Genomic DNA, 26,636 nt, shown 5'->3' with positions numbered 1-26,636 from the left:
CCGCTGGTCAGTTGTCCCGGTAGGCCTCCAGCAGGCGCAGCCACACCTCGCTCAGCGTCGGGTACGACGGGACCGCGTGCCACAGCCGGCTGACCGGGACACGCCCCGCGACCGCGACGGTGGCCGAGTGGATGAGTTCACCGACGCCGGGGCCGACGAAGGTGACCCCGCGCAGGATCTCGTCCTCCAGGTCCACGACCATGCGGGCGCGGCCCTTGTAACCGTCGCCGTAGAGACCGGCGCCCGCGACGGAGGAGAACTCCACGTCGACGGCGCGGACGCGGTGGCCGGCCTGTTCGGCCTCGACGAGGGAAAGCCCGACCGCGGCGGCCTCCGGCTCGGTGAAGACGACCTGGGGCACGGCGTGGTGGTCGGCGGTGGCGGCGTGGGCGCCCCAGGGCTCCTCCGCGACCGTGCTGCCGGTGGCCCGGGCGGCGATGGCGGCACCGGCTATGCGGGCCTGGTACTTGCCCTGGTGGGTGAGGAGGGCGCGGCGGTTGACGTCGCCGACCGCGTACAGCCAGTCGGTGCCGGTGACCCGCAGGCTGTCGTCGACGTCCAGCCAGGAGCCGGGTTCCAGGCCGATGGTCTCCAGGCCGATGTCGTCGGTGTGCGGGACGCGGCCGGTGGCGAAGAGGATCTCGTCGCCCTCGATCCGGTCGCCGGCGGAGGTGACGGCCACGACCGTGCCGTTCTCGCGGCCGACGGACTCCACGGAGGTGCCGGTGCGCAGGTCGACACCGGCCTCGGTGAGGGACTCGGCGACCAGTTCCCCGGCGAACGGCTCCATGCGGTTCAGCAGGCCCTTGCCGCGCACCAGCAGGGTGACCCGGGAGCCGAGCGCCTGCCAGGCGGTGGCCATCTCGGTGGCGACGACACCGCCGCCGACGACGATCAGCCGGCCGGGGACCGCCTGCGCGCTGGTCGCCTCACGGCTGGTCCACGGCTTGACCTCGGCGAGTCCGGGCAGGTCGGGCAGCTGAGCCCGGGTGCCGGTGGACACGGCGACGGCGTGCCGGGCGGTGAGGGTGGTGACCGTGCCGTCGGGGCCGGTGACCGTGACCCTGCGGGGCCCGGCCAGCCGGCCCTGGCCGCGGTACAGGTCGGCGCCGGTGCCCTTCAGCCAGGTGACCTGGCCGTCGTCCTTCCAGTCGGCGGTGAAGTAGTCGCGGCGGGCCAGGACGGCCGGGGCGTCGAGCGGGCCCTGGACCGCCTGGGCGAGGCCGGGCAGGTGGCGGGCGTCGGCCTGCGCGATGACCGGCCTGAGCAGGGCCTTGCTGGGCATGCACGCCCAGTAGGAGCATTCGCCGCCGAGCAGTTCGCTCTCCACGACCGCCGTGGTGAGGCCGGCCGCGCGGGCTCGGTCGGCGACGTTCTCCCCCACGGGCCCGCCCCCGATCACCACGACGTCGTACGCGATGGATTCCGTTTCCGTCATGGGGTCAGTCTGGTGGGTGGTGTGCGCCGTGGCCACATGGGTACGCGCGCGGAACACAGGCGTGCACGGGTGGAATAGGCGGCCCGGCGGCCGTGTTTCCGCCGTCGGCACACCCCACACCAGGAAGAGGGAATCACGCCATGAGCAGCACTGTGGAGCTGACCAAGGAGAACTTCGACCAGATGGTCAGCGAGAACGAGTTCGTTCTCATCGACTTCTGGGCGTCCTGGTGCGGGCCCTGCCGGTCGTTCGCGCCCGTCTACGAGAAGGCCGCCGAGGAGAACCCCGACCTGGTCTTCGCCAAGGTGGACACCGAGGCGCAGCCGGAGCTGGCCGCCGCCTTCGACATCCAGTCGATCCCGACGCTGATGATCGTCCGCGACCAGGTCGCGGTCTACGCCCAGCCGGGCGCCCTGCCCGCGCCCATGCTCACCGACCTCATCGGGCAGGCCCGCAAGCTCGACATGGACGAGGTCCGCAAGGACATCGCCGCCCAGCAGGGGCAGGAGCAGCAGGGCCAGGCCCAGGAGGGGCAGGCACAGCAGTAACGCGTGCGGGGCCGCGGTGACACCGCGTGCGGGGCCGGGTCAGCTGGACTCGCGCCGGATCACCGAGGCCCCCAGCACGGTGTGCACCTCGGGCTCGCCGCCGGGGTCGCGCACGGCACGGTCGACCAGTTCGGCGAGGTCCTCCCCGGAGGGCAGTTCGATGTGGACCGTGCTGAGCCGGGGCCGCAGCAGCCGGCCCAGCATCAGGTCGTCGGCGCCCATCACGGCGACGTCCTCGGGGATGCGTACGCCCTCGTCCTGGAGGGCGCGCATGAGCAGCATCGCGTACTCGTCGTTGTAGGCGAACACCGCGTCCAGGCCGGACTCGGACCAGCGGGCGGCGAGTTCGGCGGCGGCTTCCTCGGTGTAGGCGAGCGGCAGCTCCGTCACGGTGGCGTCCGTGCCCCGCAGCGCCTCGCGCACGCCGGCGAGCCGGGGCCGTGAGTAGGCCTTCAGCCCGGGTTCCTCGGGCAGCACGACACCGATCCGGCGCCGGCCCCGGGCGTACAGGTGGGCGCCCGCGCAGTGGCCGACGGCGTCGTGGTCCATCAGCAGGGCGTGCGCTCCCTCGACGCGGCCGGGGCCGAGGGTGACCACGGCCCGGGCGCCGGACCGTTTGAGGACGGCGACGCCCTGCGGGCCGAGCCCGGCACCGGGCACCAGGACGGCGACCGGCCGCAGCTCGGCCCAGGCGCGGGCGGCCTCGTCACCCTCCAGACCGACACTGCCGTACTGGACGACGGTGTAGTCGAGACGGCCGAGCGCCCACTGGAGTTCGTTCAGGAACCGGCTGTACAGGGGGCCCACCGGGATCGCCGGGGCGGGCATGAGGACCATACGGCTGTGCCCGGCGCGCAGGCTGCGGGCGGCGGCGTGGGGGACGTACCCCAGTTCGCGGGCCGCCTCGTGCACACGTCGGCGGGTCGCGTCGCTGATCCGCACGGCGCTGGTGTTGTTGAGGACGTAGGAGACGGTCGCGCGCGAGACGCCGGCCAGGCGGGCCACATCCGCACTCGTGGGCGTGTTCGGTATCTGCACCATGACAGACCGCATCTTGGCAGAGGGGTGGGGGCCGGGAGCGGGCGGGGCAAGGTGGTTCATCGTTCGACAAAGAGGACGGTGTCGGCACGCCTTGCGCCGAACAAGTTCGTTCCAAACTTGTTCGTAACGAACGCGTTCGTTACAGTGAGGGAATGAACGCTGCCCCCCGCTCCCGCCGGGAGCGTCCCGCCAAGCCCGCCCTGACCCGCGAGGGCATCATCGCCGCCGCCGTCGCGATCCTGCGGACGGAAGGGCTCCGCAAGGTGACCATGCGACGGCTCGCCCAGGAACTCGACACCGGCCCGGCCTCGCTCTACGTGTACGTCCGCAACACCGACGAACTGCACGCGGCCGTCCTGGACGAGCTGCTCGGCACGGTCGGCCCGGCACCGGCCGAGGGCAACTGGCGCGAGCGGCTGGAGCGGGTGCTCACCGACTACACCGCGATGCTCCTGGAGCACCCGTCCCTGGCCCGTTCCGCGCTGACCGCCCGGCCGAGCGGCCCGCACTATCTGCGCCTGGTCGAGACCCTGCTGGAGCTGCTCCAGGCGGGCGGGGTGCCGCTCGCGCAGGCGGCCTGGGGCGTGGACCTGCTGCTCCAGCACGCCACGGCCACCGCCGCCGAGCACGCCGGGGAGGAGCCCCAGGGCGACTGGCAGGCGGCGGCCCGGGCCCTGCGCGAGGCACCCGCCGCCTCCCATCCGCACATCGCCGCCGGCGCCGACGCGCTGCTGTCCGGCACGCCCGAGGCCCGCCTGTCGTGGGCCTTCCAGGCACTGATCAACGGCATCGAGCGAACCGCCGTACCGACTGAAGGCCAGGAGGCCACATGACCACCACCGGTTCCCTGCCCCATCACCCCGTCGCCGTCGTCGGTGCCGGGCTCGGCGGGCTCACGCTCGCCCGCGTGCTGCACGTGCATGGCATCGAGGCCGCGGTGTTCGACCTGGAGGCGTCGGCGGACGCCCGGGTCCAGGGCGGCATGCTCGACATCCACGACGACACCGGCCAGGAGGCGCTGCGGGCCGCCGGCCTGCACGAGGAGTTCCTGACCCGGGTGCACTCCGGCGGCCAGGCCCTGCGGGTCCTCGACCGGTCCGGCGCGGTCCGGCTGGCGGAGCCCGACGACGGCACCGGCGGGCGCCCGGAGACGGACCGGGGCGACCTGCGCGACCTGCTGCTCGGCTCCCTGCCCGCGGGCACGGTCCGCTGGGGCGCCAAGGTCACCGGCGCGCGCCCGCTGGACGGCGGCCGGCACCGGGTGACGCTCGCGGACGGCACCGGGTTCACCACCGATGTGCTGGTCGGCGCGGACGGCGCCTGGTCGCGCGTGCGCTCGCTGGTCTCCGCGGCCCGGCCCGCGTACACCGGCGTGTCGTTCGTGGAGGCGGACCTGTGGGAGGCGGATGTGCGGCACCCGGTGAGCGCGGAGGTGGTCGGCGGCGGCATGCTCTTCGCCCTCGGTCCCGGCCGCGGCTTCCTCGCGCACCGCGAGACCGACGGGAGCCTGCATGTGTACGCCGCCGTGGTGGCGCCGGAGGACTGGCTCGACGGCATCGACTTCAGCGACACGGAGGCGGCGAAGACGGCCGTGCTGAAGGAGTTCGACGGCTGGGACGAGAGCCTGCGGGCGCTGGTCGCGGACGCGGACGGCGTACTGGTCCCCCGTCGCATCCACGCCCTGCCGGCCGGCCATCGCTGGGAGCGGGTGCCCGGGGTGACGCTGCTCGGCGACGCGGCCCACCTGATGTCGCCGTTCGCGGGCGAGGGCGCCAACCTGGCCCTGATCGACGGCGCCGATCTCGCCCTCGCCCTGGCCGCGCACCCCGGGGACACGGAGGCCGCGCTGGCCGCCTACGAGTCCCGGATGTTCCCCCGCGCCGAGGCCTCCGCGACCGACTCCGCCCACAGCCAGTCCCTGCTGTTCCGCACGGACGCCCCCCAGGGGTTGGTGAACATGTTCACCGGCCAGGAGGTCTGACCGGGCGGGCGGGTTCGAGCGGGCTGGGCGAGGCGGATCGGGCGGGTTCGAGTCGGCTGGGCGAGGCGGATCGGGCGGGTTCGAGTCGGCTGGGCGAGGCGGATCGGGCGGGTCCGAGTCGGCAGGGCGAGGCGGATCGGGGAAGTTCGAGTCGGCAGGGCGAGGCGGATCGGGGAAGTTCGAGTCGGCAGGGCGACGACGGGCGGGCGGGGCCGAGCCGGCTGCGCGAGGCGGGCCAGGCGGGTCCGAGCCGGCAGGGCGACGACGGGCGGGCGGGGCCGAGCCGGCTGCGCGAGGCGGGCCAGGCGAGTTCGAGCCGGCAGGGCGAGGACGGCCAGGCGGGCCGAGGCGACTTGGTCGGGGCTGTACGCGCGTGCCCCGCCGGGGCTGTACGTGCGTGTCCCGCCGGGACGGACCGGCGCGGTCCGCTCGACCCCGCCCCACCGCGGTCGGCCCGCGCGCCCCGCTCACCCCTCCCTAGCGTCGCGGCCCCGTGCCGGTCACCCGGTCGACCAGGTCGAGCCAGGCGGATTCCAGGCGTTCCATGGGCATGTCGCACTGGCGGGTCAGGTGGTGGATCAGTGCGGGGTCCAGTGAGGCCAGCAGGGTGTGGGCCAGCAGGTCGCAGTCGGCGTCGGGCACGATCTGACGGAGCAGCATCGTGACGTGCATGCGCAGCGACCCGGCGGCGGGGTGCTCGAACCGGCGGGTCGGCTCCGGCTGGGCGGCCAGTTGGAGATCCAGCTGCTCCGCCGTGCGGTACAGCACCGCGACACCGAACGCCCGCAGCCGCTCCAGGGGCGGCGAGCCGGGGCCCAGCGGCGGGGGCCCGCTCAGGAAGTCGGACTGGAGCTGCCTGGCCGAGTGGTCGAGCAGTGCCATCAGCAGCCCGGTGCGGTCGCCGAAGCGGCGGAAGACGGTGCCCTTGCCCACGTTGGCCGCGGCCGCCACCGCCTCCATCGTCACCCCGGCCACCCCGTGCTCCGCGATCAGCCGGGCGGCGGCCTCCAGCAGCCGGGCTCGGTTGCGGGCCGCGTCGGCACGCAGGCACGGCTCCTCGGAAGCCGGCCCGACCTCCAGCAACTGGGGCGTGTCGACGGGCTCCTGGGGCTTCGGGAAGGGCGGCAGAGCGCTGGACATGAAGCCAGCGTAAAGCATCGGGAAGAAAACTGGACCGCGGTCCGCTTAGGGTGATACAAACTTAAACGGACCTCGGTCCGGATCGTGACAGCGATGTTTCAGCCCCCCTTGGAGTTCCCATGTCTGTTCGCATCCTCGCGCTCGTCGGCAGCCTTCGCGCCGGTTCGCACAACCGCCAGCTCGCCGAGGCGGCCGTGAAGCTCGCGCCCGAGGGCGCCGAGGTCGAGCTGTACGAGGGCCTGGCCGACGTCCCGTTCTACAACGAGGACATCGACGTGGAGGGCAACGTCCCGGCCGCCGCCGCCAAGCTGCGCGAGGCCGCCCAGGCCGCGGACGCCTTCCTGCTCTTCTCCCCCGAGTACAACGGCACCATCCCGGCCGTGCTGAAGAACGCCATCGACTGGCTGTCCCGCCCGTACGGCGCCGGCGCCTTCGGTGGCAAGCCCGTCGCCGTGATCGGCACCGCCTTCGGCCAGTACGGCGGCGTGTGGGCGCAGGACGAGGCCCGCAAGGCCGTGGGCATCGCCGGCGGCAAGGTGCTCGAGGACATCAAGCTGTCCATCCCGGGCTCCGTGACCCGCTTCGCCGAGACCCACCCGGTCGACGACGCCGAGGTCGCCGCCCAGCTGACCGAGGTCGTCGCCCGCCTGCACGGCAACGTGGGCGCTGCCGCCGCCTGAGCCGTACCGCCGTACCCCGTAGGGGCCGGTGCCGTACGTTCCCGGTGAGGGCCGGAGCCGTCGCGGCTCCGGCCCTTTTCCGTGCCTCAGCCCTGGCCCCGGCCCCGCGCCGCACCCCGCCCTACTCCAGCCCCGCCAGCCGCTCCATCGCCGGAGCCGCGAACCGTTCCGTCCACCGGGACGTCTCGCCACGGCGCGGTGAAAGGATCACGGTGTCCAGACAAGCTGAGCCGGCACGTGACGGGACGACCGGCCCGCCGCACGCCTGCCGTCGACCCCGACACCACGACCGAGCCGGCCCCGGCAGGTCGTGCTCCGGGCGCCAAGGGGTAGACGGCCCATGACCGCGTACCTCGTGACCGGCCCTCGGACGTCACGGAAGGAGGAGGAGCCATGTCCCTGGTCCCGCCGCCGTTCGACACGGAACTCGCCGCCGTGCTGGAGTCGTTCCGGGGGGTGATCGCGCCCGGGTTGACGCCGGCCGATGTCGAGGCCGCCCGGCGCAGCGCGGCTGTCGAACTGGTCGACGTGACGATGGACGGCGCGTTCGAGGCGGAGGACCGTACGGTGCCCGGTCCGGAGGGTGCCCCCGATGTCTCCCTCCTCCTGTGCCGGCCGACGGCCGCGCCCGCGCCGCCCCCGCTGCCGGTGCTGTACCACGTGCACGGCGGCGGCCTGGTGGCCGGCACCAACCGGGCCGGCGTGACGGAACCGCTGGCCTGGGCCCGTGAGCTGGGCGCGGTCGTGGTGTCGGTGGAGTACCGGCTCGCGCCCGAGCATCCGCATCCGGCGCCGATCGAGGACGTGTACGCCGGGCTGCTGTGGACCGCGGAGCACGCGCGGGAGCTCGGCGGCGACCCGGACCGGATCGTCGTCGCGGGCGCCAGCGCGGGCGGCGGCCTCACGGCGGCGCTGGCCCTGCTCGCCCGGGACCGGCGGGGTCCGCGTCCGCTCGGCCAGCTGCTGATGTGCCCGATGCTGGACGACCGCAACGACAGCGTCTCCAGCCGCCAGATGGCGGGCCTGGGCGTGTGGGACCGTACCGCCAACGAGACCGCCTGGACGGCCCTGCTCGGCGACCGCCGCGGCGGCCCCGGGGTCTCCCCGTACGCGGCCCCGGCCCGCGCCACGGACCTGTCCGGCCTGCCCCCGGCGTTCCTGGACGTGGGCTCCGCGGAGACCTTCCGCGACGAGGTGGTCGGCTACGCGTCCCGCATCTGGCAGGCCGGTGGCGAGGCAGAACTCCACGTCTGGCCGGGCGGCTGCCACGGCTTCGACGCCCTGGCCCCGGAGGCAACCCTGTCCCGCACGGCCCGAGCGGCCCGGGAGGGGTGGCTGCGGCGGCTGCTGGGTTGATCCTCACGCGCGACACCTTGACCACCGAGGCGCGACACCTCGGCTCTACAGTCTCCTGGTGGACATCGACAGCTGGTTCGAGGCCGAGCACCCGGAGCAGTACGGCGACGAGCCCTGGGACTTCGACGAGACGGAACGCGCCTTCCTGGCCGCCCTTCGCGGCCGGGCCGCCGCCTGGCGGGTGCCGTGGGCTCCCAGCCAGGTCGGACGGCCCGAGGACGAGTCCTCGCTGCTCGTCCATGTGTGCCTCCTCGACGAGGCGCGCTCGGTGGCGCTCGGCGAGTGGGCCGTGCACTTCTACGGCACCCACGTGCGGGCGGGGAAGGTCCGCGACCAGCTGTTCAACCTCCACGAGTCGCCCGAGCGCGGTTTCTTCCGTGCCTCCGGCACGGTCGACGAACTCGCGGAGCGGTGCGCCGACTGGTTCGAGCGTCTGTTGAGCCGCCCTGTCGTTCGCGCCGAGTGGCCGGCCGAGGGAGGGGGGTACGCGGCCCGCTGGGAGTTCGCCGACACGGAGGAGGCGCTGGTGACGAGCGGCGTCATCCCCGTCGACGGGCCGACCCGCCGCCTCCCGGTCCGCGTCTGATCCACCGGACAGGGCCTGGCCGCCCCCGCGCGCCGCTCAGCGGGGGCGATGGCCTCATGGTGATGTCACCGGCTCCCTGACGGACGTGCGTCGCGCCGTCGGACGGTCGAAAGGCACCACCACGTTGCCGTAGAAACGCTGGACGGCATCGTCGACGCTGCGGATGAATCCCGTCTCGGCGTTGCCACGGCCATGGCCCATGGACTTGAACAAGGAGAGACGGAAACCGGTGATCCGGGCACCGTCCGCCTTGGGCAGAAGGTCCGCCGGCTCCGGACGCAACCGCTCCAGCGTCCCGCGCGGGCCGCCTGTCTCACCGTCGACCAGCGTCTCGATGTGCAGATCGGCCGGCGCCTCCGCCAGCCGTCGGACGAGTCTTTTCACCCAGGTCAGGGGGTAGCCCTGGGCCGGGGCGGGGATGTCCGTGGAGACCCGGAGCTTGCCGGTGCGCAGGTCCGCGCCGATCGACAGCACACCGGACGCGCCGTCGAAGCGGAGTTCGGCCTGGAGCCGGCCCTCAAGGCAGAGCCGGTCGGCCTGGGCCTGGCGCAGTTCACGGGGGTCCCTGCCCCGCTTGCCCCGCTGAACGGGCAGCACCTTGCGACCGAGTTCGCCTCCGAGCCCGAGGCACACCTGGCGGATGAGCCGTTCCCAGCTCTCCACGACGTCGAGTGCCCTCGGGTCGCCCTGGCAGAGCGTCTCCTCGTCGATGCCGTTGCGCACCGGTACCCAGGCGGGGCCCATGTTCTGGAATCCGTGACAGCCGGAATTCTCATGCTGGAGGTAGTACAACAGTTCCTGGAGCAGCCAGGCGTGCGCCGCGTTCCCGACGCCTTCGTGCCGGATCAGCACCTGCGCCTGGTAGGCGACCTCCGCCCAGGACAGGTGCCACAGGGCCACCTTGTGCTTGCGCCGGCCGTCGACCTTGACGTCCACCAGGGGGCTGCCTTCCAGGGCGACGTCGTTGGACAGCGTGATCACGGCCTCATAGCCCCGGCGTGCGGCGATGTCCATGTACGCCTGCACCTGGTCGCTCCTGAGCGCGTTGCCGTTGGTCTTCGTCTCGACCAGCGCGGTCCACAACTTGCCCGCCCGCTCCACGCGGACGACGCCGTCCGGGCGTCGCGGTGTGTCGCCGTGCGGCAGGGACACTTCGACGAACGTCTCCATGCGGCCCGCCGGCGCGCCGAAACCGGCCATGAGCCTTCTGCCGAACTCCGGCACCTGGGCCATGACCGACAGCAGGACCGAGGTCGCGCGGGCCTCTCGGTCCCGGTCGCTCTTGAGCGCCGAGACCGGGAACAGCCTCGCCTCCCTCCAGGACTCGTTCTCGGCGAGAGACTTCTTCGCCGCCTTCGGAACGGTGATCTTCCTCTTGGCCGTGCGGGGGCGTGACGTCGGACCGGACGCCCGGTCCGCTTCCTCGGACCGCCGAGGTGAGGGAACGGCGGGCAGTGCCGCCTCAGGGGCAGGCTCGGCCGTGGCGGCGTCGGCCGTCGTGCCCTCCTCCTCGGCCGTGCCGTCGTCCAGAGCGGACTCCGCTGCCGCGTCGTCGTCGATGTCGACACCGAAATCCGTCGCCAGGCCGGCCAGGCCGTCGGCGTATCCCTGCCCGACGGCGCGGAACTTCCATGCGCCGTCGCGGCGGTACAGCTCGCCGAAGATGACCGCGCTCACCGATCGGGCGCCGTCGATCGCGAACCGGAGGATTCCCTCGCCGGTTCCGTCGGAGAGGGTGACCGTGAGGTCCTCCAGCTCACCGAAGTGGGCACCGCCGTACCGGCTCGCGGCGATGACCATCCTGTCGACATCGTCCGGTACGGCCGTCAGATCGAACCCGATCCGGTCCTCGTCGCCCTGCTCCACGGGGGCCTTGCCGAGCAGCTGCACGCTGCCGTCGGAGGCAACCGGGTTGTTGTAGAAGTAGAAGTCGGCGTCGCTGCGCACCTTGCCGTCCGGCCCCAGCAAAAGGACCGACACGTCAGCGTCGCCCTCGCCGCTCGGGCTGGCCCAGCGCAGGCTCACGATCACCGAACCGACGTTGTCACTCAGAGCCGAAAGCGTTGCATTCGAACCCTTCACCATCTCCAGCACCGACAATCCCCCCAGATTGCTGCGTCTTCCCCATACGCACACGCCTTCCGGGCCCATCACACAACTCATTGTGATGTGACCCACAGGGGAAAACTGTAGCCTTCAGGCATCACCGCCACGCCCCATGGCCGAAACACGTCCCTCCCCCCGTTCGGCGGGGGAACACCGCTCCATCCCCTGGAGGACACCCGCGTGAAAACCGCGCTCCCGCTCCCATCCGACGTTACCGTTCGGTAGACATCGTCCCCGGAGTCTCCCGGAGGTGCTCGTTCATGACGCCCGACCGTGTCGCAGGACTCGTGGAGAGCCGGCGTGCGCTCGCCGAGGGGGAGGTGACCTCACGGGCGCTGGTGGAGCGGGCGCTGGCGCGGATCAAGGCCACGCAGGCGACGCTGAACGCCTTCCGGATCGTGCGCGCCGAGGCGGCGCTCGCCGAAGCGGACGCCGCGGACCGGGAGTTGGCCGCCGGTGTGCGGCGCCCGCTGCTCGGGGTGCCGGTGGCGGTGAAGGACGACATGGACGTGGCCGGTGAGCCGACCGCGTTCGGCTGCCGGGGTGAGTTCCCTCCGGTGGCCGCGGACGGGGAGGCGGTACGGCGGCTGCGCGCGGCCGGCGCGGTGATCGTCGGCAAGACGAACACCTGCGAGCTGGGTCAGTGGCCGTTCACCGAGGGGCCGGCGTTCGGGGAGACCCGCAACCCGTGGAACACCGAGCACACGCCCGGCGGGTCGTCCGGCGGTTCGGCCGCCGCCGTCGCCGCCGGGCTCGTACCGGCCGCGCTCGGCTCCGACGGCGCCGGTTCGGTGCGCATCCCGGCCTCGTGGACGCATCTGATCGGCATCAAGCCGCAGCGCGGCCGTATCTCGACCTGGCCGCGCGGCGAGTCCTTCTATGGCATCACGGTCAACGGCACCCTCGCCCGTACGGTCGCCGACGCGGCCGTGCTGCTCGACGCGGCGAGCGGCAACCACGACCTGGACCCGCACCGGCCGCCCGCGCTGACGGTGGCGGACGCGGTCGGCCGCGACCCGGGCAGGCTGCGCATCGCCCTGTCGCTGAAGCCGCCGTTCACCGCCGTACGCGCCCGGCTGGACCCGGAGATCCGCGCCCGGGTGGTCGAACTCGCCGAGCGGCTGGTGCGGCTGGGGCATGTCGTGGAGCAGGCCGATCCGCCGTACGGGCAGATCGGGCTGACGTTCGTGCCCCGGGCCACCGCCGGGATCGCCGAGCGGGTCCGCGAGGCACCGGACCCCGCGCTGCTCGATCCGCGCACCCGGGAAGCGGCCCGGCTCGGCCGGCTGCTCGCCGGTGCCCCGCTCCGGGCGGCCCGGCGTGCCGAGGCGGTGCTGCACCGGCGGATCGGCGCGTTCTTCGAGTCGTACGACGTGATCCTCGCCCCGACCACCGCCATGCCTCCGCCCCGGATCGGTGCCCTGTCCCGGCTCGGCGGGCTGGCCACGGACCGGGCGATCATCGCCGCCTGCCCGTACGCCTGGCCGTGGAACGTGCTCGGCTGGCCGGGCGTGAACGTGCCCGCCGGGTTCGCCGGCTCCGGACTCCCGGTGGGCGCGCAGCTGCTCGGCCCGGCCCACAGTGAGCCTCTCCTGGTGTCCCTGGCCGCGCAGTTGGAGGCGGAGCTGCGCTGGCACGAGCTGTGGCCGCCGGATCGGGCGGACGCGGACGCCGGCACTCCGGCGGCGTGACGGCGTTCCGCCCGTACGCTGGAGCCATGGACGACGCGTCGATGGTCGGGCTGATGGGGCGGGTGACGGGGACGGTGGGGCCCGGTCTGGTCGGAGAGGTGATCGTGCGGGTGCGCGGCGGCGCGGAGCACTTCCTCGCCTATCCGGCCGACGGCACGGGCCGGATCCCGACCGGGACGGTGGTGATGGTGGTGGAGCACCTGCCGCCGAGGACCGTCTACGTGACGGCCGCGTACGACAGTTGAGCATGTTTCGCCCCTGGTGAGGGCGGCGTGCGTCAAGATTGCAACAAGGATTCGCCCGCGTCTTCTCCCGGGCTCCCGGCAGGCGCACACTCCCTTCGTTCGGTGCCGAACGGGCACCATGCAAAGGGGGCGTATGCCGATGGTTGTCGGCGTCGTTGCGGGGGCGGTCGTCGTTGCCGTCCTCGTATTGATCGGTCTGTTCAAGATGATGTGGCGGGTCGCCGAACCGAACGAGGCGCTCATCATCTCCGGGTCCAAGCACCGCACCGAGGGCATTGAGGAGGGCATGGGCTTCCGCATCGTCACCGGGCGCGGCACGCTGGTGCTGCCCGGTGTGCAGGCGGTGCGCAAGCTGTCGCTGGACCTGAACGAGACCGAGCTGCACGTGGACTGCGTGACGCACCAGGGCATTCCGCTGAAGGTGCGGGGCGTGGTCATCTTCAAGGTCGGCGACGACTTCGTGTCGATCGCGAACGCGGCCCGGCGTTTCCTGGACCAGCAGAAGCTGATGTCGGAGCGGGTGCACAACGTCTTCGCCGGTCATCTGCGGTCGATCGTGGGCGGGTTGACGGTCGAGGACATGATCCGCGACCGGGAGAAGCTGACCGGGCAGACCCGGGCGGCCTGCGGTACGGAGATGGAGAAGCTCGGTCTGATCGTGGACTCGTTGCAGATCCACGAGATCGAGGACCCGACCGGGTACATCCAGAACCTGGCGATGCCGCACGCCGCGGCCGTCCAGCGGGACGCGCGTATCGCGCAGGCCGAGGCGAACCGGCTGGCCACCGAGGCCGAGCAGCAGTCGTTCGCGCGGATGGCGGAGGCCACCCGGGACAGCGAGATCCTCCAGGCCGGCTACCAGGCCGAGCGGGACAAGGCGGCGGCGAAGGCCCAGCAGGCCGGCCCGCTCGCCGCGGCCGCGGCCCGGCAGGAGGTCGTCGTGCAGGAGACAAGGGTCGCCGAACTGGAGGCGCACCGGCGGGAGCAGCAGCTCCAGGCGGACGTCCGCAAGCCGGCGGACGCGAAGGCGTACGAGAAGCGGACGCTGGCCGAGGCCGAGCGCGACGCGCGGATCTCGGCGGCCCAGGCCAAGGCGAAGGAGACGGAGCTGGCGGCGGCGGCCGAGGCGACCCGGGTGAAGGCCGCCGCCGCGGCCGAGGCCGAGTCGACCAAGACCCGGGGCGCGGCGACCGCCGCAGCCACCCGGGCCACCGGTGAGGCGGAGGCCGCCGCCCAGCAGGCGAAGGGCCTGGCGGAGGCCGAGGCGACCCGGGCCCAGGGTCTCGCGGAGGCGGAGGCCATCAAGGCGCGGGCCGCGGCCCTCGCCGAGAACCAGGAGGCGGTCGTCGCCCAGCAACTCGCCGAGAGGTGGCCGGAGATCGTCCAGGCGGGGGCGTCGGCGTTCGGCAACGTCGACAACATGGTGCTGCTCAACGGCGCCGACGGCATGGGCGAGTTGTTCGCCAAGGCGCTCACCATGGGCGGCACCGGGCTCGGCCTCGCCCGCAAGCTGCTCGCCACGATGGGTGACAACGGGCAGGCGGTGAACGGGGGTTCACCCTCGCTCAACGGCGTGGTGACGCCTGCGCCGCAGAAGGTGCCCGTGGAGCAGGAGGGCTGAGAAAAGGGTGTTCCGTGCGGCCGGGGTCCCTCACCAGGGGCCCCGGCCGTGCGTGTGCGCGAGCCGGTCGACCGTCTCCGGGTGCAGGGCCGGGTTGGCCGCGGCGGCGTGGGCGAGTTCCGGGTCGGCGAGGAGCTCCGCGAGCCGGGGCGCCGGGAGGTTCGGGTGAAGGGCCAGGGCCGCCCGGACCTCGGGATCGGGGTCACGGGTGAGCCGTTCGGCGACGGCCGGCTCGGTGTCCGGGTCCCGTGCGACCAGGGCGCGGACGTGGGGGTCGGCGTGCCCGGCGAGGCGGGCTAGCCCGGTGCGCGGGAAGTTCGGCAGGGTGGGCAGTCGGTCGCGTTCCGGGCCGGAGTACTCCAGGAAACCGCGCAGCAGGAGGGCCGCCGGGGCGTCCGGGTGGTTCTGGGCGAGCAGGACACGGACGCCGAGGTCGTCGTCCTCCGTGAGGCGGGCCGCCAGATCGGCCGGCAGCGTGTGCTCCCGTGCGGCCCTTCTGCGCAGCATCGGGTGTCCGGAGAGGGCGTCCCGGCGGACGTCGGCCGGATCGCGGGGCACCCGGGGCGCCGGGTGGAAGCCGAACGCGCGGTCCAGCGGCACCCGGTAGTCGATGCGGGCGCGTTCCTCCTCGCTGAACGCGGGGTGCGCGGACACCGCCAGCCGGACCTCCGGATCCGGGTCCTCGGCGAGCGTACGGCGCTCCTGAGGGCCGAGGTCCGGATGGCGGGCCACCGCCCGGCGCACGTCCGGGTGGGGGTCGCGGACGAGGGCGCGGCGCTCGGCGGGCCGCAGGTCGGCGCGACCGGCGATCCCCTCCCGCACCTCCGGGTCCGGGTCGGCGGCCAGGAGAGCCACCACGTCGGCCGGCAGTGTGGGGTTGAGGGCGAGCGTCGCCCGCTCGTCCTCGCGGGCCGGTGCGGTGAGGACGCCTGCGACGACGGCCGGGGTGAGGGGCCGGTTGAGCAGGATGCCGGTGCGGGCATGGCAGGACCGCGCGGGCAGCTCGCTCTCCACCCACGCCGGGTCCTCCCACCGCACCCGCTCCTGAGCCCGCTCGCGCACGCTGTCGTCCGGGTCCGCGAGCAGCGCGGCCCGTCGCTCGGCGGACAGCGACTCCCATTGACCGACGCCCCACCAGCGGACCTTGGCGACCGGGTGGGTGGGCAGGGAGTCGATCAGCTCCCACGACATCTGCTGCCAGAAGCCGAGCGAACCCAGCGGCTCCTCACCGTCGTAGGTGGTGATCATGCGTACGACGGTGTCGTCGGGCAGCGGCCTCGGCCGGTGCGGGAGGGGCGTCCGGGGGCCCTCGGTGAGGTGGGCGCGGACGGTCCGGTCGGGGTCGTCGACCAGCCGGGCGCGCTGGGCGGGGTCGGCGTGCGGATTGACGGCGAGGAAGCCGCGGGTGCGCGGGTCGGGGTGCGCGGTGATCGCGTCCACGAGGGCGTCCGGCAACTCGCGGTCGCGGCACAGCACCATGCGGACGGCGAGCGGAGCGTCGGCGAGCAGCCGGAGCAGGATGTCCTCCGGCACGGACGGGTTGAGCGCGAGTCCGGCCAGGCGGCGGGCCGGCAGGTCGGCTTCCGCCCAGATCTGTGCGGGTGTCGGCATGCGTCCGTGTCCCCCCGTGAGTGTCCCGGCCTCGCGGCCCCCCGCCGACCGACCCTACGGGATCACGCCGTGAGCAGGGCGACGCCCAGGGCGATCAGGCTGCCTGCCTTCAGGACCTCCAGGGCCACGTACCACAGGTGGCTGCGCGAGCGGGGCAGATCCTCTCCCGCGAGGACCCGGTCGGACCTGCGGTTGAGGAGGGGGCGGACGACGGCCAGCTGGGCGAGCAGGAGCGCCGCCACCGCCGCGGTCAGCGACAGGACGGCGGCCGGGGCGTCGCCCAGGGCGACCGCGAGGACCACGACGACCGCGAGGACGGCCTCGACGGCGTTCAGCGCGCGGAACACCAGCCGTCCGATACCGAGACCGACGGGGATCGTCACACCCGGGGCGCGGAACTTCAGCGGGGCCTCCAGGAAGGAGATCGCCAGCACCATCCCGAGCCAGACGAAGGTGACCGCACCGGCGGTGGCGGCGGGGGCGGTGTTCATGGGGGTCGACCTTTCTCCGCCGGGGGTGGCGGGGGTGGTTGGGGCGTGGTGTCCGGGGCGGCGGGTTTGTGGGGGTGGTGGTGCGGCCGGGTGGTGCGGGGGTGGCACGGCGGGGTTGAGCGGGGGTGTGTTGCTGCCGGGTTGAGCGGGGTGGTACGGCGGATGTGGCTCCGCTGGTCGGCGCGACGACCGGCCCAGAGCCACGGCCGCAAATGCAGCGAGCGGCACGGCGGCTCGCCGGGAGCGGCGGGCTCGGCCGGTGGGGCGCCGGGAGCGGCGGGGGTCGGTCGGCAGGGCTCGGCCGGTGGGGCGCCGGGAACCGCGAAAGACGGTTCAGCCGGGCGCGCTCTGCGCCAAGTGGGCCACGCAGGCGTCGGGTTCGGCGAACGGCTCCAGCGTGGTGGCTGTCAGCGGCGCGCCCAGTTCCGCCAACGCACCCTGCATCAGGCCCAGATGGAGCGGGCACACCAACCCGCCCTGATCCTCGGCGAGTTCGAGGAAGGGGCAGTGCCGCAGCCGGATCCGCTCCGGTGTCCGGCCGCACTCACCGTTCTCTGCGCCTTCCCCTTCCGGCTGCGGCGCGAAGCCCAGGCCGTCCAGCAGGGCGAGCAACGCGGTCACCGACCGCTCGGGCGTCGCCGGCTCGTACGGCGGGAGGGGGTCCACCAGGAAGCGGCCCCAGGCGCGGCCCGTCTCCGTCGCCTCCGCCCGCGCCTCGGCCGGGTCGGCGGCGGCCCACCGGCTGAGCAGCATGCGGGCGAGCAACCGGTAGTCGCGGTGGCCGCCACGGTCCATACCGGGGAGGGCGGTGTAGACGGTGCGGGGCCGGCCCGGTCCCGTGGGCGCCTCGGTCCGGCGCTCCACCAGGCCGTCGGCCACGAGGGCGTCCAGATGGAACCGCACGGTGTTGGGATGGAGCCCCATCCGCTCGGCGGCCTCCGCGACCCCGAGCGGCGAGGGCGCGGTGCGCAGCACGTCCAGCACCTCCCGGCGGCGCGGGCTCTCCCGCGTGGTCACGTCCGGACACCCCTCTCCCGCCTGCGCCTGTTTTCACGAATCCTACATGTATTAATTGTAAAGTGGCCGCACACTGTGGGCAGGGAACGCAAGAGCCGAGGGGAACACCAGATGACGTCGCCGTCCGCGATCGACAGCACAGCAGCCGGCCACCCGGCGGCGGGCCCGCGCGTGCTGTGCGACACCCGCGCACTGGCCGAGGCACCCCCGGCGCCGTCCGGGGTGCTGTGGAAGCTCGCGGAGAGCGGACGGCAGCTCGACGCGAACGTGGTCCGGCTGGCTCCGGGCGGACGGATCACGGCCCACACCGAGGCGCACCTGGACGTGCTGGTCCTGGTCGTCGCCGGGGACGGCACGCTCGGCGACGGCTCCTCGGACACGGTGGAGCCGCTCACCGAGGGCGCCCTGGCCTGGCTGCCGCACGGCACCGCGCGCAGCATCACCGCCGGCGAGTCGGGGCTGACGTATCTGACCGTGCACGGTCGGCGCCCCGGCATGCGGATCGGCGCGCGCCCGACGGGCACGGCACCGGTCCAGCACCCCGGCGGCGCACCGGTCCAGCACCCCGGCTCCGCCCCGGAGTAACGCACCGGCAGCGGAGCCGAGTTACGCGGACCACTAGGGTGCCTCCGTGAGCACGTCTACCGAAGAGAACGCCCCCGGCCGCCACGGCCCGCACGCCACCACCGAGGCCGACCCGCGCGAGGTCGGCCGGGTGCGCACCGAGTACTCCCCGGCCCATGATGGCGACCCGGACCCCGGGGAGGTCGTGTGGACCTGGGTGCCGTTCGAGGAGAACGACGGCCGGGGCAAGGACCGCCCGGTGCTGGTGGTGGCCCGGGAGGCGGCCGGCACCTTCCTCGCCGTACAGCTCTCCAGCAAGCGGCACGACGGCGACCGCGAGTGGGTGGCGATCGGAAGCGGACCGTGGGACCGGTCGGGCCGCGACTCGTGGGTGGACGTGGACCGGGTGCTGCGGCTGCACGAGGAGGGCATGCGCCGGGAGGCGTGCGCGCTGGACCGGATGCGCTTCAACCTGGTCCGGCAACGCCTGCACGAACGCTACGGCTGGACCTGACCGACCCGGACCATCGCACGAACGCTACGACTGGCCCTGACCGACCCGGACCATCACTCGAACGCTACGACCGGCCCTGACCGACCCGCTCGTCTCGGCAGGGCCGGCAGCCGCACCAGCACCGGCACCGGCACCCGCCCCCGCACCCCCCAACCCCGGCAACACCCCCACCGACTCCGGGAACGCCCGCTCGAACGCCCCCCGCACCGCCGCCCCCGCCGTCCGGTCCAGCACCCCGAACACCACCTGTTCGAACGTCCGCGCGAACCGGCCGCCAGGCCCCAGTAGCGTCCGGAAGGCCCCCGCGACCTGCGCCGGGTCGTTCTGGAAGACGCCGCAGCCCCAGGCGCCGAGCACCAGCCGGCGGTAGCCGTGGGCCGCGGCCGTCTCCAGGACGCGTTCGGCCCGTACCGCGAGGGCTTCCGGGAGCGCGGCGGCCCGCTCCGGGGCCGTACGCCGGATCACGCCCGCGTTGGGGGCGGCGGCCGTCAGGAAGCCCGCGAGGTACGGCTCGGCGAGCAGCCGGCCCCGGTCGTCGCGGAAGACGGGGACGGCCGGGGAGTGGATCACGCGGTCCGAGTAGAACGGGTCGCGGTCGGCGCGGTGATGGTCGTAGAAGGCGCGGGCCGTCAGCAGGCAGGTGTGCAGCGCCGAGGCGCGGCACAGGGCCTCCTCCTGGGCCTGGGCGCCGTTGAGGTAACCGCCGCCCGGGTTCCGGGCGGAGGCGAAGTTCAGGACGGCGACCGGGGCGTCGGCGAGCCGGCGGGCCGCCTCCAGGCTGCTCTCGCCGCTGACCTCGACCACCGTGTCGGTTCCGCTTGCCGGTGTCACCGGCACCGGCGCGGGCCCGAACATCCGGGTGCCCGCCCGAGCGGCCTCGACCGCTTCGGCGACCGACACCTCCCGGCCGTCCGGCGCGCGGTACCGGCCCGCGGCCACGATACGTTCCGTTTCCTCGGCGATCCCGCGCAGGCGCGCGCTCACGGCGCCACCCCCGTGGGCGCCACGACCGCGGCCCGCGCGGTCTCCCCCGTCGTGCTCATGGACGCATCCTGGGTGATGCTGGTGATGCGGTGCAACGGAGTTTCCCGCTCCCGCAACGGCCCGGAAACGGGCCAGGAAACGGAAGTGACGAATCCGGAACGTCCGGGCTGGCACCCTTGTGCGAATCGGTGCGAGGGTCTTGGGTGGGACGAGTGCCTGCCCGGCCCCAACCCCGGGCAGGTGGCATGGTGGAATCTCAGGAGGATCCCGACATGTCTCATACGCAGAGCGACGGCGGTGACTGTACGGAGCACCGCACCGCCGTCACCGAGGCCGAGGTGGAGGCCCTGGTCCGGGGCATCTGCTTCAAGACCGGACCGCCTCGCACCCTCGGTGTCGAGCTGGAGTGGCTGGTCCACTCGCTGGAGCTGCCGCAGCTCCCGGTCACACCCGAACGACTCGAAGCGGCCTACGCCACCGTGCGGGCCGCACCCCTGGGATCGGCGCTCACCGTCGAACCCGGCGGCCAGCTGGAGCTGAGTTCGCCGCCCGCCGCCTCCCTGATGGAGTGCGTCGACACCGTCTCCGCCGACCTGGACACCGTCCGGGCCGTGCTGGCGAAGGACGGTCTCGGCCTCGCGGGCATCGGCCACGATCCCTGGCACGCGCCCCGCAGATTCCTGCACGAGCCCCGCTACGACGCCATGGAGACCTGCCTGGACCGCACCGGTCCGGCGGGCCGCCACATGATGTGCGCCTCGGCGTCCGTCCAGGTCTGTGTGGACGCCGGCCATGAGGAGCCCGGCCCGCTGGGGCACACCCGGCGCTGGTGGCTGGCGCACCAGCTGGGCGCGGTCCTGGTGGCCGCGTTCGCCAACTCGCCGCTGCTCGGCCGCCGCCCCACGGGCTGGCAGTCCACCCGGCAGCTGATGTGGATGGAGATCGGTGCCGGCCGGGCCGGCGCTCCACCGCTGAACGGCGAGCCACGGGCCGCCTGGGCCCGGCATGTGCTGGACGCGCCGGTGATGTGCGTGCGCCGGGACAGCGGGCCCTGGGAGGTGCCCGAGGGGCTGACCTTCCGGGAGTGGACCCGCTCCGGCTCACCCCGGCCGCCCACCCGGGCGGACCTCGACTACCACCTGACGACCCTGTTCCCACCGGTCCGGCCGCGCGGCCATCTGGAGTTGCGGATGATCGACGCGCAGCCCGGCGAGGACGGCTGGATCGTACCGCTCGCGGTGACGGCGGCGCTGTTCGACGACCCGGAGGCGGCCGAGACCGCCTACCGGACCGTGAAACCGCTGCGCGAACGGGCTCTGAACCTGCCCGCCCCGCACAACCCCCTGTGGGTCGACGCGGCCCGGTTCGGGCTCGCCGACCCGGAGTTGCGCGAGACCGCCGACGCCTGTTTCGCGGCGGCCCTGGACGCGCTTCCCCGGCTCGGCGCCACCGCCCGGGTCACCGACGCCGTGGCGGCGTACCGGGACCGCTATGTGGCCCGGGGCCGTTGCCCGGCCGACGACCTGCTGGACCGGCTGCCCGTGACCGCTCCGCCTCCTTCCGGGCCCGGCCCGGACGGAGGCACCCGCACCGCCCACGGGAGGAAGGACATCCGTACATGACCGCCCCCGAGACCGACATCGAGACCCAGACGGCCGAGACGGACACCGAGGCGCTGCGGGAGCGCGCGGTGGCCTCCCTGACCACTGCCCGTGACCGCACCACACTGCTGACCTCCTGCGTCGACGAACCGGATCTCACCGCCCAGCACTCCCCGCTGATGTCCCCGCTGGTCTGGGACCTGGCACACATCGGCAACCAGGAGGAGCTGTGGCTGCTGCGGGCAGTCGGCGGCCGGGAGGCGATGCGGCCCGAGATCGACAGCCTGTACGACGCGTTCGAGCACCCTCGGGCCGAGCGCCCCACCCTGCCGCTGCTGCCGCCCGACGAGGCGCGCCGGTACGCGGCGGAGGTGCGCGGCCGGGCGCTGGACCTGCTCCAGGCGGCGGACTTCCACGGCACCCGGCTGACCGAGGCCGGTTTCGCCTTCGGCATGATCGCGCAGCACGAACAGCAGCACGACGAGACCATGCTGATAACCCATCAGCTCCGGAAGGGGCCGCAGGCGCTCACCGCCCCGGACCCGGAGCCGGCCCCGCTGTTCACGGGGCCGGCCGAAGTCCTGGTCCCCGGAGGCCCGTTCACCATGGGCACCTCCAGCGAGCCCTGGGCGCTGGACAACGAGCGCCCGGCGCACCCGCGGGAGGTGGCGCCGTTCTGGATCGACACGACCCCGGTCACGAACGCGGCGTACCAGGCGTTCATCGAGGACGGCGGCTACGACACCGAGCGCTGGTGGTCGCCGCAGGGCTGGGCGCACATCAGGCAGCACTCCATCTCGGCCCCGCTGTTCTGGCGGCGGGACGGCGGCCAGTGGCTGCGGCGCCGGTTCGGGATCACGGAGCCGGTCCCGCCCGACGAGCCGGTGCTGCACGTGTGCTGGTACGAGGCGGACGCCTACGCCCGCTGGGCCGGGCGGCGGCTGCCCACCGAGACGGAGTGGGAGAAGGCGGCCCGCTTCGACCCGGCCACCGGCCGCTCGCGACGCTACCCGTGGGGGGACGCCGACCCGGCACCGGAACACGCCAACCTGGGCCAGCGGCATCTGAGGCCCGCTCCCGCCGGCAGTTATCCGGCCGGTGAATCGCCGCTCGGTGTGCGGCAGTTGATCGGTGACGTGTGGGAGTGGACGGCGAGCGACTTCCTGCCGTACCCGGGCTTCCAGGCCTTCCCGTACAAGGAGTACTCGGAGGTGTTCTTCGGCCCCGAGCACAAGGTGCTGCGCGGCGGTTCGTTCGCCGTCGACCCGGTGGCCTGCCGGGGCACGTTCCGCAACTGGGACTATCCGATCCGCCGGCAGATCTTCTCCGGGTTCCGCACCGCCCGCTCGGAGGCCGTCTGATGTGCCGCCATCTCGCCTATCTGGGCCCCGAGGAGCCGCTCGGCCGGTTCCTCATGGAGCCCCCGCACAGTCTGTTCCGCCAGTCGTGGGCGCCGCGCCGGCAGCGGCACGGCACGGTCAACGCCGACGGTTTCGGGGTGGGCTGGTACGCCTCGCAGGACCCGGTCCCGGCGCGCTACCGGCGGGCCGGGCCGATCTGGGCCGACCTGTCCTTCGCCGACCTGGCGCGGGTGGTGCGCTCGGGTGCCGTGCTGGCGGCCGTCCGGGACGCGACCTTCGCGGGGGCGGACGCCGAGGCCGCGGCGGCGCCGTTCGCTTCCGGGCGGTGGCTGTTCAGCCACAACGGCGCGGTCGCGGGCTGGCCGGACGCGGCGGCGCCCCTGGTGTCCGCGCTGCCGCCGGTCGATCTGCTCTCGCTCCAGGCCCGTAACGACTCGGCGTTCGTCTGGGCGCTCGTCCTGCACCGGCTGCGGACCGGCGACGAACCGGACCAGGCCGTGGGCGAAACGGTTCGCCAGCTGGCGCGGGCGGCCCCCGCCTCCCGCCTCAACCTGCTGCTGACCGACGGAGCCACGATCACGGCCACCGCCTGGGGCGACTCGCTGTGGTACCGAACGGAGCCCGGCCGGAGCACGGTCGTCGCCTCCGAGCCGTACGACGACGACCCGCTCTGGCAGGAGGTCCCCGACCGCACCGTGCTGACCGCGAGCCACGCCGGCGTGCTGCTCGCCCCGCTGGAGGAACCGGCGGCCGCAACGAAGGAGCCCTGCCGTTGAGCCCCCTGCACGTCACCCGCACGCTCCCCGAGGACGCGACGGACGCCGCGCTGCGCGCCGACGTCCTGCACGGCCTCACCGTCACCCCCAAGTGGCTGCCGCCCAAGTGGTTCTACGACGCCCGCGGCAGCGAGCTGTTCGAGCAGATCACCGAACTGCCCGAGTACTACCCGACGCGCGCCGAACGGGAGATCCTCGCCGACCGGTCCGGTGAGATCGCCGCGGCGAGCGGTGCCCGCACCCTGGTCGAACTGGGCTCGGGCTCCTCGGAGAAGACCCGCTATCTGATCGACGCGCTCCCCCTCTCGGCGTACGTCCCGGTCGACGTCAGCGAGAGCGCCCTCACCCAGGCCGGGCAGGCCCTGATCGAGGACCGACCGGACCTCGAAGTCCACGCGCTGATCGCCGACTTCACCGCCCCGCTGACCCTGCCCGCCACGCCGGGGCCCCGGCTGGTGGCCTTCCTCGGCGGGACGATCGGCAACCTGCTGCCCGCCGAACGCGCCCGGTTCCTGGCGTCCGTGCGCGCGCTGCTCGCCCCGGGCGACGGGCTGCTGCTCGGCACGGACCTGGTCAAGGACGAGCGGGTGCTGGTCCGGGCGTACGACGACGCGGCCGGGGTGACGGCCGCGTTCAACAAGAACGTGCTGGCCGTGGTCGACCGCGAACTGGGCGCCGACTTCGATCCGGACGCGTTCGACCATGTGGCCCTCTGGGACGCCGAACGGGAGTGGATCGAGATGCGGCTGCGCTCCCGTACCGCGCAGACCGTGAAGGTGCCCGCGCTGGATCTCGCCGTGGACTTCGCGGCGGGCGAGGAACTGCGCACCGAGGTGTCGGCCAAGTTCCGGAAGGAGGGCGTGACCGGAGAACTGGCCGCCGCCGGTCTGGAGTTGACCCACTGGTGGACGGACGCGCAGGGCCGCTTCGCGCTGTCGTTGAGCGTGGCGCGGTGAGCCGGGTGCGCTCGGTCAGCCCACGTTCGGGGCGAGCGCCTCGGTGATCTCGCGTGAGGCGCGGCGGGCCTCGGTCGCCGGGTCCGCGCCGCCCAGCACCCGGGTCATGTACTCCTTGATCGGGTTGTCGGCCTCCACGTCGGCCCACTGAGGAGTGTTCGGGGTCGCCCGGCCGTGTGCCGCGCCCGCGGCCATGGCGGCGACCCCCTCCTCGCTCGCGACCGCACCGGCCAGCGTGGTCCTGTTGGGCACGTAGTTCATGGTGCGGGCGAGTTCGGTGTCCCACTTGGCGCCGGTGAGCGCCCCGACGACGGCGGTCGCTGCGAACTGGTCGTCGGTGTTGTCCGGGACGACGAGGTCCGAGCCGCCGGTGAAGACGGTGCCGGGCCGCCCGGCGGTCCGGCCGGGCACGGGAAAGAAGCCGAGCCTGTCCTTCAGGCCCGGGTTCTGCCGGACGACCGCCTGGGCGAGCCCGGGTACGGCGACGATCTGCGCGACCTTGCCACCGGCGAACACCCCGGCCTGGGGCGGGTGTTCCTCGTCGGCGTCCGTCGGGCCCTCGCCGAGCGCCTGGAGCCGGCGGTAGAAGTCCATGCCGCGCAGCGCGGCCGGGGTGTCCAGGGTGCCCTGCCACTCGTGGTCCTTCTCCCTGGCGAGGTCGCCGCCCTCGTCCCAGATGAAGCCGGAGAGCGTGTACCAGTCCTGTCCGGCGAGGTAGATGCCCTGGTTGCCGCCGGAGTCGAGCTTCTCGGTGGCGGCGAGCCACGCGTCGCGGGTCTTCGGCGGGCTGGTGATGCCGGCCTGCTCGAAGAGGTCCTTGCGGTAGATGACGACCCGGTTGGCGGCGTACCAGGGGATGCCGAACTGCTTGTTGCCGTCCTTGCCGGGCTGGGCGAGGCCGGGCAGCCACTTCTCCTTGTCCCAGTCCCGCATCGACTCCAGGGTCAGGTCCACGAGCCGGCCGCCGTCCGCGTACAGCGGCACCTGGGTGTTGCCGACCTCGATGACGTCCGGGCCGTCGCCGGAGTCCGCCTTGAGCGCGCCGCGGACCTTCTCGACGATGCCGGTCCACGACTGGATGCGGATGTCGAGTCGCAGGTCCTTGTGGGTGCGTTCGAAGTCCTCGGTGAACCGCCGCAGGAACTCCTTGGAGGCGCTGTCCTTCATCAGCCACACGGTCACGGTCTTGCGCTCGTGGCCGCCGGGGAGCATCCCGCAGCCGCTGACGAGGGAGCCGGTGACACAGACGAGGGCGAGCAGACGACGTCTCACGAGGGGTCCTGTTCTGTCTGGCGGGAGTGCTGGGACAGGGGTGGGGGCCCGACGTGGGGGGACGAGCGCGCGGCTCGTACGGGTGTGCTGGATTTTGGTATGGACCAATGCCGGGGTCAAGGGCCGGCCCCACGGCAGGCCCGCGACGCCGTGCGGGCGGAGCGCGGATACGGCACGGTGGAGTACGGCGTGACACGAGAGGAGCACCCGCATGACGAACCACACCTACCGGGTCACCGAGATCGTCGGCACCTCGCACGAGGGCGTCGACCAGGCGATCCGCAACGGCATCGCCCGCGCCGACCAGACCCTGCGCAAACTGGACTGGTTCGAGGTGACCCAGATCCGCGGCCAGATCGAGAACGGCCGGATCGAGCACTACCAGGTGGGCCTGAAGGTCGGCTTCCGTCTGGAGGACGCCGACTGAGCGCGCCCGCGCGGGCCCTCCTCAGGTACGCCCTTCGCGCTCCTGCGCTTCTTCCAGCGCGGCCGGCTTCGCCGCCCAGCGGGCCCGTACGACGGTGAAGCCGGCCCGCTCGGCGTCGTCGCACACCAGCTCGTCGTCGTCCACGACCACCCGGACCTCCCGGTCCCGGGCGAGCCGGCGCAGGATCTCCAGCTTGGTGAACCGCGCCGGCCTGCGGTCGGCGTTGCCCCGCATGTGCACGCGCCCCTCCGGCAGCCCGTGGGCGGCCAGCCACTCCAGCGTGTCCCGGCGGCACCGCTCGGGGCGGCCGGTGAGGTAGACGACCTCGCACGCCCCGGCGCTCTCCACGGCCAGCGCCACGCCCTCGGCGATCGGCGGGTCCTGGGGCGCGGCGGCGAAGAACGCGTCCCAGTCACGCGGCCGGCTCTCCAGGAAGTGCTGGCGGTGGGCGGTGTCGGCAAGCGTGTTGTCGAGGTCGAACACGGCCAGCGGGCGCTTGCTGCTGTCGGTCACACCGACCACCCTAACCGGCCCCGGGCCCCGGCCGGCTGCGCGCGACCGACGGCGGCAGGACGGGCCGGCCGTACGGTGCGTACCCGCGCACCCACCGGGCGTGGCCACGGGAATCC

25 protein-coding genes and 1 pseudogene are annotated in these 26,636 nt (G+C 73.6%); 16 read left to right on the top strand and 10 right to left on the bottom strand.

Features of this window, described 5'->3' with window-relative positions; genetic code table 11:
• Nucleotides 1–7: 7 nt before the first annotated feature.
• Nucleotides 8–1,438: a dihydrolipoyl dehydrogenase family protein gene (locus ACZ4WH_RS20035; RefSeq protein WP_468182172.1), complete on the bottom strand. Its 1,431-nt coding sequence runs from the start codon at nucleotides 1,436–1,438 to the stop codon at nucleotides 8–10.
• Nucleotides 1,439–1,578: 140 nt separating this feature from the next.
• Here ACZ4WH_RS20035 and trxA point away from each other — a divergent pair, with 140 nt between their 5' ends.
• Nucleotides 1,579–1,986: a thioredoxin gene (gene trxA / locus ACZ4WH_RS20030; RefSeq protein WP_468182170.1), complete on the top strand. Its 408-nt coding sequence runs from the start codon at nucleotides 1,579–1,581 to the stop codon at nucleotides 1,984–1,986.
• A 39-nt stretch (nucleotides 1,987–2,025) separates the two neighbouring features.
• Here trxA and ACZ4WH_RS20025 read toward each other — a convergent pair whose 3' ends face one another.
• Nucleotides 2,026–3,039, bottom strand: a complete 1,014-nt coding sequence (locus ACZ4WH_RS20025; RefSeq protein WP_468182168.1) for a LacI family DNA-binding transcriptional regulator — start codon at nucleotides 3,037–3,039, stop codon at nucleotides 2,026–2,028.
• 140 nt (nucleotides 3,040–3,179) lie between these two features.
• Between ACZ4WH_RS20025 and ACZ4WH_RS20020 the strand changes: the two genes are divergently transcribed.
• Nucleotides 3,180–3,860: a TetR/AcrR family transcriptional regulator gene (locus tag ACZ4WH_RS20020; protein WP_468182166.1), complete on the top strand. Its 681-nt coding sequence runs from the start codon at nucleotides 3,180–3,182 to the stop codon at nucleotides 3,858–3,860.
• On the top strand, nucleotides 3,857–5,008 hold the full coding sequence (locus ACZ4WH_RS20015; RefSeq protein WP_468182164.1) for an FAD-dependent oxidoreductase: 1,152 nt from the start codon (nucleotides 3,857–3,859) through the stop codon (nucleotides 5,006–5,008). Before ACZ4WH_RS20020 ends, ACZ4WH_RS20015 begins: the two co-directional genes overlap by 4 nt.
• Before the next feature lie 477 nt (nucleotides 5,009–5,485).
• On the opposite strand, the gene ACZ4WH_RS20010 is transcribed toward ACZ4WH_RS20015, so the two are convergent.
• Nucleotides 5,486–6,166, bottom strand: coding sequence for a TetR/AcrR family transcriptional regulator (locus ACZ4WH_RS20010; RefSeq protein WP_468182162.1), 681 nt, complete (start codon nucleotides 6,164–6,166; stop codon nucleotides 5,486–5,488).
• Between the two features lie 101 nt (nucleotides 6,167–6,267).
• Between ACZ4WH_RS20010 and ACZ4WH_RS20005 the strand changes: the two genes are divergently transcribed.
• The 3 genes from ACZ4WH_RS20005 to ACZ4WH_RS19995 all read left to right on the top strand — a co-directional run bounded on the left by ACZ4WH_RS20005 (nucleotide 6,268) and on the right by ACZ4WH_RS19995 (nucleotide 8,770).
• A complete protein-coding gene (locus ACZ4WH_RS20005; protein WP_468182160.1) occupies nucleotides 6,268–6,828 on the top strand; it encodes an NADPH-dependent FMN reductase in 561 nt (186 codons plus the stop codon).
• A gap of 393 nt (nucleotides 6,829–7,221) precedes the next feature.
• The gene (locus tag ACZ4WH_RS20000; protein ID WP_468182158.1) at nucleotides 7,222–8,184 is read left to right on the top strand and encodes an alpha/beta hydrolase; all 963 of its coding nucleotides are present in this window, start codon (nucleotides 7,222–7,224) and stop codon (nucleotides 8,182–8,184) included.
• Between the two features lie 58 nt (nucleotides 8,185–8,242).
• A complete protein-coding gene (locus ACZ4WH_RS19995; RefSeq protein WP_468182157.1) occupies nucleotides 8,243–8,770 on the top strand; it encodes a hypothetical protein in 528 nt (175 codons plus the stop codon).
• 54 nt (nucleotides 8,771–8,824) lie between these two features.
• On the opposite strand, the gene ACZ4WH_RS19990 is transcribed toward ACZ4WH_RS19995, so the two are convergent.
• Nucleotides 8,825–10,855: a TerD family protein gene (locus ACZ4WH_RS19990; protein ID WP_468182253.1), complete on the bottom strand. Its 2,031-nt coding sequence runs from the start codon at nucleotides 10,853–10,855 to the stop codon at nucleotides 8,825–8,827.
• Between the two features lie 281 nt (nucleotides 10,856–11,136).
• On the opposite strand from ACZ4WH_RS19990, the gene ACZ4WH_RS19985 reads away from it, so the two are divergent.
• The 3 genes from ACZ4WH_RS19985 to ACZ4WH_RS19975 all read left to right on the top strand — a co-directional run bounded on the left by ACZ4WH_RS19985 (nucleotide 11,137) and on the right by ACZ4WH_RS19975 (nucleotide 14,433).
• The gene (locus ACZ4WH_RS19985) at nucleotides 11,137–12,567 is read left to right on the top strand and encodes an amidase (RefSeq protein ID WP_468182155.1); all 1,431 of its coding nucleotides are present in this window, start codon (nucleotides 11,137–11,139) and stop codon (nucleotides 12,565–12,567) included.
• A 26-nt stretch (nucleotides 12,568–12,593) separates the two neighbouring features.
• Nucleotides 12,594–12,812, top strand: a complete 219-nt coding sequence (locus ACZ4WH_RS19980) for a hypothetical protein (RefSeq protein WP_468182153.1) — start codon at nucleotides 12,594–12,596, stop codon at nucleotides 12,810–12,812.
• A 133-nt stretch (nucleotides 12,813–12,945) separates the two neighbouring features.
• Nucleotides 12,946–14,433, top strand: coding sequence for an SPFH domain-containing protein (locus ACZ4WH_RS19975; RefSeq protein ID WP_468182151.1), 1,488 nt, complete (start codon nucleotides 12,946–12,948; stop codon nucleotides 14,431–14,433).
• A gap of 30 nt (nucleotides 14,434–14,463) precedes the next feature.
• Here ACZ4WH_RS19975 and ACZ4WH_RS19970 read toward each other — a convergent pair whose 3' ends face one another.
• From ACZ4WH_RS19970 to ACZ4WH_RS19960, 3 genes are all read right to left on the bottom strand, one after another.
• On the bottom strand, nucleotides 14,464–16,044 hold the full coding sequence (locus ACZ4WH_RS19970) for a hypothetical protein (RefSeq protein ID WP_468182149.1): 1,581 nt from the start codon (nucleotides 16,042–16,044) through the stop codon (nucleotides 14,464–14,466).
• Nucleotides 16,045–16,106: 62 nt separating this feature from the next.
• Nucleotides 16,107–16,535, bottom strand: a complete 429-nt coding sequence (locus tag ACZ4WH_RS19965; protein ID WP_468182147.1) for a hypothetical protein — start codon at nucleotides 16,533–16,535, stop codon at nucleotides 16,107–16,109.
• Nucleotides 16,536–16,868: 333 nt separating this feature from the next.
• On the bottom strand, nucleotides 16,869–17,552 hold the full coding sequence (locus ACZ4WH_RS19960) for a helix-turn-helix transcriptional regulator (RefSeq protein ID WP_468182145.1): 684 nt from the start codon (nucleotides 17,550–17,552) through the stop codon (nucleotides 16,869–16,871).
• A 111-nt stretch (nucleotides 17,553–17,663) separates the two neighbouring features.
• Between ACZ4WH_RS19960 and ACZ4WH_RS19955 the strand changes: the two genes are divergently transcribed.
• The gene (locus ACZ4WH_RS19955; protein WP_468182143.1) at nucleotides 17,664–18,137 is read left to right on the top strand and encodes a cupin domain-containing protein; all 474 of its coding nucleotides are present in this window, start codon (nucleotides 17,664–17,666) and stop codon (nucleotides 18,135–18,137) included.
• Nucleotides 18,138–18,183: 46 nt separating this feature from the next.
• Nucleotides 18,184–18,630: a type II toxin-antitoxin system PemK/MazF family toxin gene (locus ACZ4WH_RS19950; RefSeq protein WP_468182141.1), complete on the top strand. Its 447-nt coding sequence runs from the start codon at nucleotides 18,184–18,186 to the stop codon at nucleotides 18,628–18,630.
• Nucleotides 18,631–18,798: 168 nt separating this feature from the next.
• On the opposite strand, the pseudogene ACZ4WH_RS19945 reads toward ACZ4WH_RS19950, so the two are convergent.
• A pseudogene (locus ACZ4WH_RS19945) lies at nucleotides 18,799–19,614 on the bottom strand (TIGR02452 family protein); the annotation flags it as partial.
• Between the two features lie 272 nt (nucleotides 19,615–19,886).
• Between ACZ4WH_RS19945 and egtA the strand changes: the two are divergent.
• From egtA to egtD, 4 genes are read left to right on the top strand one after another with little or no spacing between them, the layout of a single operon-like run.
• The gene (gene egtA / locus ACZ4WH_RS19940; protein WP_468182139.1) at nucleotides 19,887–21,236 is read left to right on the top strand and encodes an ergothioneine biosynthesis glutamate--cysteine ligase EgtA; all 1,350 of its coding nucleotides are present in this window, start codon (nucleotides 19,887–19,889) and stop codon (nucleotides 21,234–21,236) included.
• On the top strand, nucleotides 21,233–22,576 hold the full coding sequence (egtB, locus tag ACZ4WH_RS19935) for an ergothioneine biosynthesis protein EgtB (RefSeq protein ID WP_468182137.1): 1,344 nt from the start codon (nucleotides 21,233–21,235) through the stop codon (nucleotides 22,574–22,576). Before egtA ends, egtB begins: the two co-directional genes overlap by 4 nt.
• Entirely contained in the window at nucleotides 22,576–23,352 is a 777-nt protein-coding gene (egtC, locus tag ACZ4WH_RS19930) for an ergothioneine biosynthesis protein EgtC (RefSeq protein WP_468182135.1), read from the top strand. The genes egtB and egtC overlap by 1 nt, the downstream gene beginning before the upstream one ends.
• Complete coding sequence (egtD, locus tag ACZ4WH_RS19925) at nucleotides 23,349–24,308, top strand: L-histidine N(alpha)-methyltransferase (protein ID WP_468182133.1); 960 nt, start codon at nucleotides 23,349–23,351, stop codon at nucleotides 24,306–24,308. The genes egtC and egtD overlap by 4 nt, the downstream gene beginning before the upstream one ends.
• 15 nt (nucleotides 24,309–24,323) lie before the next feature.
• Here egtD and ACZ4WH_RS19920 read toward each other — a convergent pair whose 3' ends face one another.
• The gene (locus ACZ4WH_RS19920) at nucleotides 24,324–25,580 is read right to left on the bottom strand and encodes an extracellular solute-binding protein (RefSeq protein ID WP_468182131.1); all 1,257 of its coding nucleotides are present in this window, start codon (nucleotides 25,578–25,580) and stop codon (nucleotides 24,324–24,326) included.
• Between the two features lie 211 nt (nucleotides 25,581–25,791).
• On the opposite strand from ACZ4WH_RS19920, the gene ACZ4WH_RS19915 reads away from it, so the two are divergent.
• Nucleotides 25,792–26,007 carry a dodecin gene (locus tag ACZ4WH_RS19915; RefSeq protein ID WP_468182129.1) on the top strand — a complete coding sequence of 72 codons (216 nt, stop codon included), beginning with the start codon at nucleotides 25,792–25,794 and terminating at the stop codon, nucleotides 26,005–26,007.
• A gap of 21 nt (nucleotides 26,008–26,028) precedes the next feature.
• Here the strand turns inward: ACZ4WH_RS19915 and ACZ4WH_RS19910 are convergent, their stop codons facing one another.
• A complete protein-coding gene (locus tag ACZ4WH_RS19910) occupies nucleotides 26,029–26,520 on the bottom strand; it encodes a phosphatase domain-containing protein (protein ID WP_468182127.1) in 492 nt (163 codons plus the stop codon).
• Nucleotides 26,521–26,636: the final 116 nt, after the last annotated feature.

The organism is Streptomyces sp. NPDC029138, from assembly GCF_055564375.1.
This window is presented reverse-complemented; position numbering and strand designations above follow the sequence as displayed.

Bases quoted from the DNA above. Each gene is read 5' to 3' on its own strand.
- ACZ4WH_RS19980 (WP_468182153.1), top strand. From the start codon at position 12,594: ATGGACGACGCGTCGATGGTCGGGCTGATGGGGCGGGTGACGGGGACG.
- ACZ4WH_RS20035 (WP_468182172.1), bottom strand. From the start codon at position 1,438: ATGACGGAAACGGAATCCATCGCGTACGACGTCGTGGTGATCGGGGGC.
- ACZ4WH_RS20015 (WP_468182164.1), top strand. From the start codon at position 3,857: ATGACCACCACCGGTTCCCTGCCCCATCACCCCGTCGCCGTCGTCGGT.
- ACZ4WH_RS19955 (WP_468182143.1), top strand. From the start codon at position 17,664: ATGACGTCGCCGTCCGCGATCGACAGCACAGCAGCCGGCCACCCGGCG.
- trxA (WP_468182170.1), top strand. From the start codon at position 1,579: ATGAGCAGCACTGTGGAGCTGACCAAGGAGAACTTCGACCAGATGGTC.
- egtB (WP_468182137.1), top strand. From the start codon at position 21,233: ATGACCGCCCCCGAGACCGACATCGAGACCCAGACGGCCGAGACGGAC.
- ACZ4WH_RS20010 (WP_468182162.1), bottom strand. From the start codon at position 6,166: ATGCTTTACGCTGGCTTCATGTCCAGCGCTCTGCCGCCCTTCCCGAAG.
- egtC (WP_468182135.1), top strand. From the start codon at position 22,576: ATGTGCCGCCATCTCGCCTATCTGGGCCCCGAGGAGCCGCTCGGCCGG.
- ACZ4WH_RS20005 (WP_468182160.1), top strand. From the start codon at position 6,268: ATGTCTGTTCGCATCCTCGCGCTCGTCGGCAGCCTTCGCGCCGGTTCG.
- ACZ4WH_RS19975 (WP_468182151.1), top strand. From the start codon at position 12,946: ATGCCGATGGTTGTCGGCGTCGTTGCGGGGGCGGTCGTCGTTGCCGTC.
- ACZ4WH_RS19970 (WP_468182149.1), bottom strand. From the start codon at position 16,044: ATGCCGACACCCGCACAGATCTGGGCGGAAGCCGACCTGCCGGCCCGC.
- ACZ4WH_RS19990 (WP_468182253.1), bottom strand. From the start codon at position 10,855: ATGGTGAAGGGTTCGAATGCAACGCTTTCGGCTCTGAGTGACAACGTC.
- ACZ4WH_RS19965 (WP_468182147.1), bottom strand. From the start codon at position 16,535: ATGAACACCGCCCCCGCCGCCACCGCCGGTGCGGTCACCTTCGTCTGG.
- ACZ4WH_RS19915 (WP_468182129.1), top strand. From the start codon at position 25,792: ATGACGAACCACACCTACCGGGTCACCGAGATCGTCGGCACCTCGCAC.
- ACZ4WH_RS19985 (WP_468182155.1), top strand. From the start codon at position 11,137: ATGACGCCCGACCGTGTCGCAGGACTCGTGGAGAGCCGGCGTGCGCTC.
- ACZ4WH_RS20000 (WP_468182158.1), top strand. From the start codon at position 7,222: ATGTCCCTGGTCCCGCCGCCGTTCGACACGGAACTCGCCGCCGTGCTG.
- ACZ4WH_RS20025 (WP_468182168.1), bottom strand. From the start codon at position 3,039: ATGCGGTCTGTCATGGTGCAGATACCGAACACGCCCACGAGTGCGGAT.
- ACZ4WH_RS20020 (WP_468182166.1), top strand. From the start codon at position 3,180: ATGAACGCTGCCCCCCGCTCCCGCCGGGAGCGTCCCGCCAAGCCCGCC.
- egtA (WP_468182139.1), top strand. From the start codon at position 19,887: ATGTCTCATACGCAGAGCGACGGCGGTGACTGTACGGAGCACCGCACC.